Raw genomic sequence first — 12,586 nt, forward strand, 5'->3', positions numbered from 1 at the left:
GCCTGGGAACCGATATCTAGAGGCTCTGCCTCGCTGATTTGAAATGAAGGATGTTGCTCGCTGATCTGCGTTTATCTGCGTTCCCAGGCAGAGCCTGAAAACGAGCTAATGACTGATGACTGATGACTGATGACTAATGACTGATGACTAATGACTGATGACTGATGACTGATGACTGATGACTGATGACTTCTTAAAGCGACAAAAGCTTACCAATCGTGCGGTTTTCCGGGCGGAAAGTTGCCTGAGAAACTCGCTGAATGTCAGCAGGCGAAACAGCCGCGATCGCATCCAATTCCTTAAACAAATTTTTCCACGAACCAGTTTTTACTTGATAGTCCAGCAGCGAAAAAGCCATGCCCATATTAGAATTGAGCGATCGCAATAAACCCGCTCTCGCCTGAGTTTTCACCCGCTCCAATTCCATAGCAGAAACTGGCTCATTTTTCAGGCGATCGATTTCCTTGCTCAAAGCCACCGCTACTTCATCAACCGTCTTTCCCGGAGCAGTTTGAGCGTAAAATAACATCAAATTCGGGTACTTTTCCCCCGGATAGCCGCTGAAACCTTGAGCCGCTAGCGCCAGTTGCTGCTGCTCTACCAAAGACTTGTAAAGCCTAGAAGTGCGGCCGTTGCTGAGCAAAGAACCAATAATTTCATAAATCGCATTGTCGGGATGATTCATCGCCGGCCTGTGATATCCTTCCAAATACCAAGGTTGAGTTTTTAACTTCAGCGTGACTTCCTTGGTTTGCGTTTGCGGAGGCTCCACAATTTCCAATTCAGAAGGCGCTGGTTTCGCTTTGTAGCGACCGAAATAAATTTGAGCGAGCCGCTTCACTTCCGAGGCTTTCACGTCTCCTACCACCGCTGCTGTTAGCTTGCTGGGGATGTAGTGAGTCTCAAAAAACTTCTGCACGTCTTCTCGTGTCAGGTTTTTAATGTCTTCGGTGTAGCCAATTACGGGGCGGCGGTAGGGATGAACCGAGAAGGCTGTGCTGGCAAAAGCTTCAACCATTTGTCCGATCGCAGAATTCTCAGTTCGCAGCCTCCGTTCTTCTAAAATTACCTGTTTTTCTTTGTAAAATTCCCGAAATACAGGTTCTAGAAATCGCTCTGATTCCAGCGACATCCACAGTTCTAATTTGTTAGCTGGGAGGCTGTAAAAATACATTGTTGAGTCGGTAGAAGTAGCGGCATTTAGTCCGACTCCGCCTGCTTGTTCGACTATTTTGCCGAATTCGTTGCGCTTGACAAATTGCCCTGCTTCTGCTTCAACTTTGTCCAATTCTGCTCTAAATTTGGCGACTTCTTCGGTTTTGCCGATCGCCTTGGCGGATTGCATTTGCTCGAAGAGTTCGTCTTGTTTTTCTAGCAGCGGCTTTTCGGCTTTGTAGTCGGTAGTGCCGATTTTTGGCGTACCCTTAAAAGCTAAATGTTCGAGATAGTGGGCGACTCCGGTTTGACCGTCGGGTTCGTTTGCGCCTCCTACGTCAGCGTGAATTAAAAACGATGCTACGGGCGATCGGGGCCTTTCGAGCACCACGAATGTCATGCCGTTGTCGAGCTTGAATTCGGTGACTTGCTCGATTACTCGATCGAGCGACGGTTGAACAGACATTGCTGGAGAGCCGTTAGCGGGCATCTCGCGGGCGGAGGCGATTTGAGGGCAAATTCCCCACCACAGCATTACAGCAGCCAGCAGGGAGGCGATGAATCGAGTTGGGCGGGGCGATTCCCTAGGGGATAGCTTCGCCGCGCGTGGTTTTTGGAACTGCGGGGTCATTCGATTTTAGATTTTAGATTGGGGATTTTGGATTGTCAAACAAATAAATGTTGGCGATCGATGCCAGCGATACTTTTCTAAGGATAAAGATTTTTGGAGGCATAAGCGATCTGTTGCGCCGCAGATGTTAGGCTGATACAGCCAATCTCAAAAAGAATCTGGATCTCGGCGAGGAGTTTGAAGTTTAAGATTAAAGCCGCGCACAACTTAAAACTTAACATTATTTCGCCCGCCCGTCCCAAACCCGCAATTCCAAGTCACCAATTACCGATTAAGCCATGCGAATTTTTAATCAGTCTCCTCCTTCAGAAACAGAAACCAAAAAGCGGATTTTACAAGCGGCTGTGCGGTTGTTTGCCCGCAGCGGATACGACGGTACGACAACTCGCGATTTAGCAGCGGCGGCAGGGGTGGCGGAGGGTACGCTATTTCGGCATTTTGATAATAAAAAAGCGATTTTGATTCAAGTGGCGACGGAAGGATGGGTGGAAATACTGACAGATTTGCTGACAGAATTGAGTGAGATGGGCAGTTACAAAGCAGTGGCTCAGGTGATGCGCCGGCGGATGCTGAATATCCGCGCAAATAGCGATATGATGCGGGTCTGTTTTTTGGAAGCTCAGTTTCACCCGGATTTGCGCGATCGCATTCAGTTAGAAGTCATCGGAAAAATGAGCGTTGTAGCTGAGGCTTTTTTTGAAACGGCGATGGAAAAAGGAGTTTATCGGAAGATGAATCCGAAGATTGTCGCTCAGGTATTTTTGGGAATGTTTGCAGTAGCTGGTTTCAGTCAAAATACGATTGGGGAACCAAATGCTTCTCCGCAAGAAATGCAGGAAATGGCCGAAGGATTAGCAGATATTTTTCTGAACGGCGTTTTAATTAAGGATTAGTCAGTAGTCAGTAGTCATATCAAATCCTCTCTTCATCGCAAGAGTAAATTTACTGTTAACAGTTAACATCATGTATGAGTGCAACCGGAATTGATATCATTAGTCATTAGTCATTGAAGAGCGAATTTGTCGATCGCTCTTTGGGGACACTCCCACTATATAATTCCGATGCTACCCGATTTAATATCAGGCGCTGGGGAGCGGGCATCTAAGTCAACACTAACCGAAATGCACACCTAAATGCTGAGATGCTCCCATAAGTTATTTAGTCCTATGCAAGAAGACTTTCGCTTTTAGACAGGGGTTTAAAACCCATACTAACAAAGCTCTACCTCGCTGACACTACTCGTCGTTAAACTCGTACACTTGCTGCACCCAATTCTCCCGAATATCCTGCCATTCATCGGACAATACTTCCCAAGTTGTATTGCTTTCTAGTTCCAGCAATAAACTTGATACTTCTTCCATAGTCGATGCTGAATGACAGTCTTCTACCCAACTTTTCCGGTAAATCTTCCAGTAATTTTGTACCGCTTCCCACTCGATTTCTGATTCCAATTCAATTAGATATTCTGCTAGCTGTGACGGTTCTACGGCTGCTTGCACTTTACTCTCCCAACTGTCGCGACGTTCTTTCCATTCTTTCGTCACAGCTTCCCATGTGAGGTTGCTTTCAAACTCTAACAGTAACTGGTTCAGTTCTACCATATTAAATGTTTTCTTGTTTGCAGTTTTTGCTATTTTATTACAAATTTTATTGATTTAGACTGTTTGTTTTTTATAATGAGCGATGTGGCTGAGGCTTTTTGGGAAACGGCGATGCAAAAACAAGTTTATCCAAAGATGAATCCGAAGATTATCGCTCAGGTATTTGTGGGAATGTTTGCAGTCGCGTGCTTCAGTCAAAATACGATGATGGATCCGAATGCTTTAGTCATGAGTCCTTAGGAAATTTTAGAGCCTGAAAACGCATATCTACAGGCTCTGAATTGTCGAAACTACTCCTTAAACTTGTGCATTTGCTGTACCCAATTATCGCGATTATCCGGCCATTCATCAGCCATAGCTTCCGAATTTGTCTGGGTTTCTAGTTCCAGCAATAAACTTGATACTTCTTGAACAATGGATGCTCCCAGACATTCTTCTACCCAACTGTTCCGACGCTCTTTCCACTGAATATCAACCGATTCCCCCTGCAAGTTGGATTCAAATTCAACTAGCAATTTTGCTAGATATGTCAGGTTAACTGATGCTGCCACATCGCTAACCCAACTTTCCCGGCGCTCTTTCCATTCTTTTGTGACTTGTTCCGATTTGACGTTTCTTTCAAACTCTAACAGTAACTGATTTAGTTCTACCATCTTAAATGTTGGATTTTTTGTAGTTTATGCTACAATTATACCAAAATTTTCAAGAAACAAAGTGTTAATTTTTTTTAAGATTGCGGTCGCAGTGAAGCTACATAAAAAATAACTGAATATTGACACTCAAGCGGGCTTAAGCCACTGAGATTCTGCGGACAAAGCAGCTTTAGGTAACACCCAAAGTTTTACTCTCGCTACGGTAGTCAAACACCGTCTACACAGTCGATCAAGTTTTACACCTAACTTACTGGCTACTTTTCTTAGAATGTTGGCCGCGCCGTTCAGATCTGCATTGATTACAGTTCCATCGGCAGAGCGATACAAACCACGTTTAATTCGTTTTCCAGATGCTTTCCACCCTTCCGGCTTTTCACCGTACTTGGGTAGGGAGTCTCCATCAAGAAAACTACTCTTGGAAGTATATGCTTCTTCCGTTTCAGTGAACTTAACGCCGTGTAAGTTACACAGTTGTTTTAATCGGTCTTTCAATTTACCCAGAGGCATCTGAATAAACTTTTGATTGTTCAGTTTGCCCATATCAACATTAGATTTAAAACCTTGGTTCCATCCAATTACTAGATTACCGATACCGTGCTTCAAACAATGATCGACGATTAACTTTGCAGCTTTGTTGACACCATCGCGCATCTGGTGGTTGCGCTTACGGGTTACGCGGTCTAGCCAGCTATCCCAGTAACCTACGGGCTTTCCTTCCTTTCTAGTTGCTACTTTCTTGTTCCAAAGCTGATTCATCGCTTTTATGGTGCGAGCATCAATCAAGAAGGAATTTCCGAGCGTATCAACGCAAGCCGCTAAGTTGTCAGCAGTTCCCAAGTCAATTGATAGGGCTTGGGTACAATCTAAAACGTGTTGTTGACATTCTACTTCGTAAGACATCTCCAAATAGAAAGCGCCATTTTTTGGGAGAATAGTAAACTCTTTAACCTTTGAGCAGTCAAGATTTGACGGCATAGGCAAAAGAAATTCTGAAATTCCAAACCAGCGTCTAACTGTCAAGCCCAAAGAAAATCTCAACTGATTGCCAACTAATACTGGCTTTAATCCTCCAGAGTTTGGGTAAGCAACTTTGAACAGTTTCGATCCTTCTAAGTACCCCGGAGGCTTAGGTCTGAAAGGCAATTGACCTTCATTGTATAAGGCTCTTAATTCTTTAAAACTTTTAAAAGCCTCTGCAACCGACATCAAAGTTTGCTGCATGGGTGTTGAAGGCAGCGACTTAGCAACCATCGACTTTGCGATTGACGTTTCAAAAGACAAGTCAAACTTTCCGGTCAGCAACCTTCCTGTTTTGAAAAATGTCTGTCGAGCCAAATAGACAGCGCTGTTGTACAGCTTCCCAGATTGCCGACAAAGATAATTTAATACTGCCTCAACTTCTTTAGTGGGAGACAGCAATACTTGCTGTACTCCCATCGTTTTTTTGACCTTAGCCACCTCTTTTTCCTGTAAATTAAGTAAGTCGGTGGGGAAAAACACAACTGTGTTAAGAAAGATAAATGAGGCTAAAACCCCAATCCCTCCTGCATTCTGTCTCCTGACTCCTGCCTCATCCCAACTACAAATATTTACGCCTTTCTACTTAGTTGATTTATTTAGTTTAGATAAATATAGTGGAGAGGTCAAGTCATAACAACAAAACTTTATGTTGCCACTCCCGGAGTACAAAACCCACAACCACGTTAAATTATTGCTTAACTACCATTTTGTTTTCATTCCCAAACGTCGCAAGAAAGTTCTGGTAGGTAGTATAGCAACTAGACTGCGAGAGTTATTTTTAGCGCTTTCGACCGAGAAAGGTTGGGATATTCTGGCTTTAGAAGTGGCCTCAGATCACGTACATTTATTTGTCGCGGTCAATCCGATGGATACTCCTGCGCTAGTCGTTAAGGCATTCAAAGGGCGTTCTAGCCATCATTTAAGGGCTGAATTTCCAGAACTAAAAAAGCTGCCATCCTTGTGAACGAGCAGCTATTTTGTTACTACCGCAGGTAATATTAGTAGTGAAGTTGTGAAGAAATACATAGAAGCTCCGCATCATTCGGCCAATTAAGAGGGAAAGAACACGGGGACTGAAGTCCCCCGTGTCGCTTACCTCTCAGGACTAAAGTCACTGAGTTTCCCGCATCCCGTATTAATTCTTATGAATGATGAATTTACGTTAGATATGTTAGACTTTCCCAGCGCTTGGAATCGGGGGGAAGGCGACTGGGCGGGAATAGCGGCAACTATGAAGAGAGGAGAAACTGTAGAAGTAATTCAAGAAGTTGGTTCTACTTTGTGGCAAAACAGTTTGCCAGACAATCATTCATTGTATTGGGAAGGGGAAAATCTGTCAACTATCAAAGGGCGAATTTGGATTAGTTTTACCCAGAGAAGATTTGCACCGGAATCTACTTTACCAAAGGTTCAGTTGCACCCGCGAGTGTTGTGGGTAGGGATAGGTTGCGAAGGCGGAACGCCACGGGAATTAATCGAAACTGCGATTCAAAATGTCTGTCGGGGCGCTCATTTGGCCGAAAGTGCGATCGCAGGTATTGCTACTGTTGATACTAAAGCAGGTGAAGTCGGTTTGCTGGAACTTTGTGCTGGGCGAAACTGGCCGCTAAAAACCTTTGCTGCTGATATTTTAAATTCTGTAGAAGTTCCGAATCCTTCCAATGTGGTAGCGCAAAAGGTCGGGACTAAAAGCGTAGCAGAAGCGGCTGCACTTTGTGCGATCGCCCAAATTGTAACCGCCCGCCAACATCAAGAAACGCAGATATCCATCAGTCATCCGCGTTTATCTGCGTTTGGGGGTGTTTTCCATCCCCTCTTAGTTCCCAAAAAAATCTTTCGATCGGAAAAAAAACTAGGCTCTGTTACAGTAGCGGTTGCTGTTTGCCCGATCGACTATCTGGGATAATATCTTCCTAATCCAAAGTGCCCGGATTCACAAAACGACCAATCAACCCAGAAACAAACGACAAAACAATCGAACCAAACAAAGCAGGCCAAAAACCATTAACCGCAAAACCAATATTGAATATACCCGCCAACCAGGAAGCCAAGGAAAGCGAAATTGCATTCACAACAAACAAAAACAAACCTAAAGTAATCACAGTCAAAGGAAGCGTCAGCAGTGTAATAATCGGCCTGACAACCGCATTCACCAATCCGATCACCACAGCAGCCACCATCGCCGCCGGAAAACTAACCACCGCAATACCTGGTACAATGTTAGCTGTAATCACCAGCGAAACTGCGGCCACTATCCAAGTTAAGAAAAAACTTAACATATCGCTTTTTTCATCTCCATCACTATTAATTGAGATTGTAACTGTTTGGTCGATCGACCAAAGTTCGGGATACACTACAAAATACCCACCTTGTGAGAATATCAGACTTATGAAACTCCGGCAACTAGCAGCATTCCTCTTAGCGCTAACTATCTTCATCCTCCCGCGGCCAGCCCTGGCTCAATCTAAATATTACGCCCCGCCGCTGTCCTTTAGCAACGCCGAACTCACAAGACGCGATTTTTCCGGTCAAATGCTGCGGGCTGCTGAGTTTTCTAACGCTAATATGGACTTAACTAATTTTTCTAATGCCGATTTGCGGGGAGCAATTATGAGCGCTTCGGTGATGACTGAGGCGAATTTACACGGCGCAAATTTAACTAATGCCATGATCGATCAAATTAAATTTACTAAGGCTGATTTAAGCGATGCCATTTTAGTGGAAACAATTTTGTTGCGTTCTACTTTTGATGGAGTTGATATCACCGGTGCTGATTTTACTGACGCAATTATGGATGGCGCACAAGTTAAAGAATTGTGCGCGAAAGCCAGCGGAATTAATTCTCAAACAGGCATTTCTACTCGCGATTCCTTGGGATGTCGCTGATACCATCTCCGGTCAATTACTGATGATTGTTTGTTGGTGGGGGATAGTTTTTGAGAGTGTTTGGGGCGATTATGGTTGGTGAACTCGCCCCTAAAAAACCCTATTTTGTAGGCCAGGTTCACCCAAAATATATAACGATTAGCAACAATTTAGATAAACCCGCCCCCACACCACGAATAATTTACTTTGCTTTTTTCTGTGAAGCCTCATAATTATCGCTCATTAACTGATTAACTTCTGGATTGTAAATCCGCAGATAGTTCCAGTAATTCTCAAACACCGATTTTACGTATCCTTTCGTTTCAGGAAACGGAATTTTTTCCGCAAAAGCATCCGGATCGCTAAAGCTAAATCTCTTCAACCAATCTGCTACTGCATTCGGCCCGGCATTGTAACTCGCCACAGCTAACATCGAGTTATTCTTGTATTCGTCGTGAGTGTGATCCAAATACCAAGTTCCGAGTTTAATATTGTCGTCTATATTCTCCAATGAATATTTTTTGAGATTAATTTTCTCAGAAACCCAAGTTGCTGTCTCCGGCATTACTTGCATTAAACCTGTCGCGCCAACTACTGATTTAATACCAGGCATGAATCGCGATTCTTGCCGGATTAATGCTGTCACTAATAATGAATTTATTTGGCGCTCTTGAGACCATTTAACAATGGTTTCTAGGTACGGAAAAGGATATAATGCTTGCCAATAGGCCGACTGCTGTCTGAGGGCGAGGTATTCGGTTCTATCGTCTGGTTTTTCGCGCTGCCGCAAACTCCCAATCATCCACAAACCGTCTAAGTTGTCTCCTACTCCAATTCGCATTAAACCGTCGGTAAATTGTTCGGAAATACTCGGTTCAATGCGGTTGGTAAATTCTATTTGCCACAGGGTCCAAGCATCTCTATCTTGACCTAGTTGATAGAGTTCTTTTAATGCTGGAGAACCTGCGCTTGGTTCCGGGCGCTGAAGCGGCCGCACTACCTTGGGAGACAAATCTCGGACTGTGGTGAAGTCGCCTACTGGCCAGCCCAGAAGTACGGCCGACCGCCATGCAAAATATGATTCGGGATAGCGTAAAATCGTGTATTCAAATGATGTTTTTGCATCTTGGTTGCGGCCGAGTTGCTGCGCCCATTTCCCCACCCAAAATGCTGCTTCTGGCGCTGGTTCGCTGTCGGGATTGTTGGTGGTTAGTTCCCTCGCCCACTGCCAAGCTGATTTTAAATCTCCGGCTTTGGCATATTGTTGGGCGATCGCCCAACGTAACTCGCCGGCTTTATCAGAATTGCTGTATTTTGTCAATAGCAACTTGCGGGTATCTGAGGCGGATTTAGCACTGCTTGCTTTGTCGAGAAGTTTGGATTTGTCTAGCAAAGCTTCGGGGGCATAATTGGGAAATTTGCTAATCGCGCGATCGAGCAAAACCATCGCATCCTTGGGCTCATTCAGTCGCGACAGCCGAATTAAACCCAAACCAGTATCTTCGGAATCGGGAAAGGCCGCAATTAATTCTTGATAGGCAATTTTTGATTCGGGAATTTTGCCGTCAAGCCACAAACCGCGAGCTTTCCGGTAAAGATTTTTGGCGGTGCGGGGAGCTTTTCCGTAAGCAATTGCTCCTTTGCCGTAATCCTGTTTTTCCCAATACCCAAAGGCAATTTCTTCCCAATCTTCTGGTTTTAAACTAGCGCTGTTTTGCTGCACCAATTGTTCTAATAATGTACCGTAATCTTTGACATAATGACCGTGTTTTGCTACTAGCAGCATCAACTGCGGCTGGTTGGGATTTTCTTTTAACTTCTTCAGGGCAATTTCTATGCTGCGCGGATGAGCGGGAAATTCAGTAATTGCCTGCTGCCAATATTCCGGTTTTGACTTGCCTAAAACATATAAAGCTTCCGCTGCTACTGGGTCGTTGGGATAATTTTTTAGCAGTTCTTGCCAAGCTTTTTGTGCTTTGCCTTTGTCGCCACTTAATTCGTAAGCTTGGGCGCGTTTTTGGGCAATATGAGAGGCTAAAATAGGATATTGTTGCTCTAGTTTGTCCAATAATTCTAATGCTTTGGTGGCATCTCCTTGCTGGATTAAATCGCTCGCAAGCAGGTAGCGGGCGCGACTTTGAGGGGAGACTTCCTGCTGGGGATTGGTACTTGCAGGCTGCAGGGTGGCGAGTTCAACTAATTTCGCCGATCGCTCCTGGGGTGAGAGCGATACGAGCATCTTAACCGACGACGCTGCAGAATTCGCTGCATCTAGGGGCTGCTGAGCCTTCTGGAACGGGCCGACACCCATCAATTTTGCTGCAGCCACCAAAGAGCCGAGCACCATCACGCAAACTGAAACACTGATTAAAATAGAAAGTTGGGTTTTACGTTGCTTTAACATGGGAAAATTTCAGATAATTAAGAATAGAAAACCGATCTGTTGTCAAGAGGCATCACAGGCATCCTGGCTGTTCCATGCCATCGCTGGCATCGAGCCCGTTCCACGCTGATATAGTACCAGAATTTATTTTGATGTGGAGCGGGGAATTTGTGCGATCGATATATTTACGCGCACCAAGGAAAAACCACAAACCGCCCACAACAAAGTACAATCAAAAATCTCAAATCTAAACAGTAAATCAAAACATGGAATTTCTAGTCACCGATACGCCCCGTTCTGCTTGGACGGGAGATGCCCTAGCAATTGGTCTATTTGAGGACGCTTTGGAACTCACGGGCGATTTGGCACAATTAGACGAACAACTCGCAGGCACTTTAAAAGAGCTGATTCAGGAAGTAGATTTTAAGGGCAAAACCGGCACCAGCGCGATCGCCAGAGTCGGCGGCAACAATCCGATTCGCAAAATTGCGATCGTCGGTTTAGGAAAAGCCCCAGACTTAAAATTAGACACCGTGCGGCAAGCTGCAGGCGTTTGCGCCAAGTTAGCCAAAAAAGAGAAATGTAAAACCCTCGGAATTAGCTTTCCTCTCTGGAAAAACGCGCCGGACGCTACAGCAAGCGCCATCGTCGAAGGTGTAGAACTCTCCCTGCATCAAGACAACCGTTTCAAATCGGAACCAGACAATAAAACCCCGCAGGTCGAACAAATTCAGTTGCTCGGTTTTGCCGGTACCGAAAGTGCGATCGCCCGCGCCCGCCAAATCACTGCCGGAGTCATTTTAGCACGGGAATTAGTCGCAGCGCCGGCCAATTATGTCACCCCAATTACAATGGCCGAAACCGCTCAAAGTCTAGCTGCAGAATGCGGTTTAGAATTAGAAATATTAGAGCGGGAAGACTGTGAAAAACTAGGCATGGGAGCCTTTCTCGGCGTTGCCCTAGCATCGGATTTGCCGCCTAAATTTATCCATTTAACTTACAAACCCGCAGGCACACCGCGCCGTAAAATAGCAATTGTCGGCAAAGGATTGACCTTTGATTCCGGCGGTTTGAACATCAAAGGAGCCGGCAGCGGCATTGAAATGATGAAAGTAGACATGGGCGGCGCTGCGGCTACCCTGGGAGCGGCAAAGGCGATCGGACACATCAAACCAGATGTCGAAGTTCACTTTATCAGCGCCGTCACCGAAAACATGATTAGCGGTCGCGCCATGCGCCCTGGAGACATCCTCACAGCTTCCAACGGCAAAACAATAGAAGTCAACAATACCGACGCAGAAGGGCGTTTAACCCTGGCTGACGCTTTGGTATTTGCTGATAAATTGGGACTTGATGCAATTGTCGATTTAGCAACTCTGACAGGGGCTTGCGTAATTGCATTGGGCGAAGATATCGCCGGTTTGTGGAGTCCTCAAGATAGCGTCGCCGCCGAAATAGTCGCCGCCTCAGAATTGGCCGGCGAAAAGTTTTGGCGAATGCCGATGGAAGAGAAGTATTTTGATGGTTTAAAAGCATTGCACGCTGACATGAAAAACACAGGGCCCCGTCCCGGTGGTTCGATTACAGCGGCGCTCTTTTTGAAGCAGTTTGTCAAGGATACTCCTTGGGCGCATTTAGATATTGCCGGCCCGGTTTGGATCGAGAAAGAAAACGGCTACAACGGCCCCGGAGCTACAGGTTTTGGAGTTCGGACTTTGGTGCATTGGGTGCTTGGAGGCGCTTAATTAATTGTGGATTATAGAGCGCAAAAATTGATATTTGCGCTGCCTTAAAAGTCCGCTAATTGGGAGCATTTCCGGCTGGGGAAAAAGCATTTTTTCTGGAAATTGCTGTCGGGAGCATCTGGTGTTTTGCATTTATAGTGCGATCGTCCCTGCTCGCGAGTACAATACGCCTGCAGGGACGATCGCACGCTCAATAAAAAAATGCTTTTTACAAAACACCAGATGCTCCCAGTGCTGTCGGGAACTCTGGTGCTTTACAAAGCACGCGAGCGGGGACTATTGTCTACTGTTTGTTGTTTTCTGTTTGCTGTTGAAGCGCAGGGGCGAAAAACCCGGTTTCTACACAATTTACGTTTGATAGCGAGAAATATACGACGAAGAAACCCGGTTTCTGAATTCAGCGCGCATCAGCCAACTAAGTTTTTAGCTCGCAGTATGAAAACCTTGATTTTCAATCAGGCATATCCTGTGCCTCAAGCGCCCCCGAAACCATGATTATACGGTGGGATGTCCAAAAACTCTCCGAAGTGTTG

The 12,586-nt window shown here is 45.3% G+C and carries 12 protein-coding genes and 1 pseudogene; 6 read left to right on the forward strand and 7 right to left on the reverse strand.

The genetic code is table 11. The features are described 5' to 3' along the window. Nucleotides 1–193: 193 nt before the first annotated feature. Complete coding sequence (locus tag IQ263_RS04535; RefSeq protein WP_194066372.1) at nt 194–1,786, reverse strand: M16 family metallopeptidase; 1,593 nt, start codon at nt 1,784–1,786, stop codon at nt 194–196. Between the two features lie 278 nt (nt 1,787–2,064). On the opposite strand from IQ263_RS04535, the gene IQ263_RS04540 reads away from it, so the two are divergent. Next, nucleotides 2,065–2,679, forward strand: coding sequence for a TetR/AcrR family transcriptional regulator (locus tag IQ263_RS04540; protein ID WP_194066373.1), 615 nt, complete (start codon nt 2,065–2,067; stop codon nt 2,677–2,679). 342 nt (nt 2,680–3,021) lie between these two features. Here the strand turns inward: IQ263_RS04540 and IQ263_RS04545 are convergent, their stop codons facing one another. After that, nucleotides 3,022–3,387 (reverse strand): hypothetical protein, encoded by a 366-nt coding sequence (locus IQ263_RS04545; protein ID WP_194066374.1) that lies wholly within the window; start codon nt 3,385–3,387, stop codon nt 3,022–3,024. 75 nt (nt 3,388–3,462) lie between these two features. On the opposite strand from IQ263_RS04545, the gene IQ263_RS04550 reads away from it, so the two are divergent. Then, complete coding sequence (locus IQ263_RS04550; RefSeq protein WP_370588965.1) at nt 3,463–3,627, forward strand: hypothetical protein; 165 nt, start codon at nt 3,463–3,465, stop codon at nt 3,625–3,627. A 50-nt stretch (nt 3,628–3,677) separates the two neighbouring features. Here IQ263_RS04550 and IQ263_RS04555 read toward each other — a convergent pair whose 3' ends face one another. Further along, complete coding sequence (locus IQ263_RS04555; RefSeq protein WP_194066375.1) at nt 3,678–4,040, reverse strand: hypothetical protein; 363 nt, start codon at nt 4,038–4,040, stop codon at nt 3,678–3,680. 126 nt (nt 4,041–4,166) lie between these two features. After that, nucleotides 4,167–5,498, reverse strand: a complete 1,332-nt coding sequence (locus IQ263_RS04560; protein WP_333193346.1) for an RNA-guided endonuclease InsQ/TnpB family protein — start codon at nt 5,496–5,498, stop codon at nt 4,167–4,169. Between the two features lie 208 nt (nt 5,499–5,706). Between IQ263_RS04560 and tnpA the strand changes: the two are divergent. Both tnpA and IQ263_RS04570 read left to right on the forward strand, forming a co-directional pair. Beyond that, nucleotides 5,707–6,114, forward strand: a pseudogene (gene tnpA / locus IQ263_RS04565) (IS200/IS605 family transposase). Between the two features lie 90 nt (nt 6,115–6,204). Continuing rightward, nucleotides 6,205–6,966, forward strand: coding sequence for a cobalamin biosynthesis protein (locus tag IQ263_RS04570; RefSeq protein ID WP_194066376.1), 762 nt, complete (start codon nt 6,205–6,207; stop codon nt 6,964–6,966). A 7-nt stretch (nt 6,967–6,973) separates the two neighbouring features. Here the strand turns inward: IQ263_RS04570 and IQ263_RS04575 are convergent, their stop codons facing one another. After that, nucleotides 6,974–7,339, reverse strand: a complete 366-nt coding sequence (locus IQ263_RS04575) for a phage holin family protein (RefSeq protein ID WP_194066400.1) — start codon at nt 7,337–7,339, stop codon at nt 6,974–6,976. A 109-nt stretch (nt 7,340–7,448) separates the two neighbouring features. Between IQ263_RS04575 and IQ263_RS04580 the strand changes: the two genes are divergently transcribed. Then, nucleotides 7,449–7,946 carry a pentapeptide repeat-containing protein gene (locus IQ263_RS04580; protein ID WP_194066377.1) on the forward strand — a complete coding sequence of 166 codons (498 nt, stop codon included), beginning with the start codon at nt 7,449–7,451 and terminating at the stop codon, nt 7,944–7,946. 181 nt (nt 7,947–8,127) lie between these two features. Here the strand turns inward: IQ263_RS04580 and IQ263_RS04585 are convergent, their stop codons facing one another. Both IQ263_RS04585 and IQ263_RS04590 read right to left on the reverse strand, forming a co-directional pair. Continuing rightward, nucleotides 8,128–10,329, reverse strand: a complete 2,202-nt coding sequence (locus tag IQ263_RS04585) for a lytic transglycosylase domain-containing protein (RefSeq protein WP_194066378.1) — start codon at nt 10,327–10,329, stop codon at nt 8,128–8,130. A 52-nt stretch (nt 10,330–10,381) separates the two neighbouring features. Beyond that, nucleotides 10,382–10,540 carry a hypothetical protein gene (locus IQ263_RS04590; protein WP_194066379.1) on the reverse strand — a complete coding sequence of 53 codons (159 nt, stop codon included), beginning with the start codon at nt 10,538–10,540 and terminating at the stop codon, nt 10,382–10,384. Nucleotides 10,541–10,574: 34 nt separating this feature from the next. Between IQ263_RS04590 and IQ263_RS04595 the strand changes: the two genes are divergently transcribed. Beyond that, complete coding sequence (locus IQ263_RS04595) at nt 10,575–12,053, forward strand: leucyl aminopeptidase (RefSeq protein ID WP_194066380.1); 1,479 nt, start codon at nt 10,575–10,577, stop codon at nt 12,051–12,053. Nucleotides 12,054–12,586 lie beyond the last annotated feature (533 nt).

Source organism: Tychonema sp. LEGE 06208 (assembly GCF_015207505.1).
Lineage (GTDB): Bacteria > Cyanobacteriota > Cyanobacteriia > Cyanobacteriales > Microcoleaceae > Microcoleus.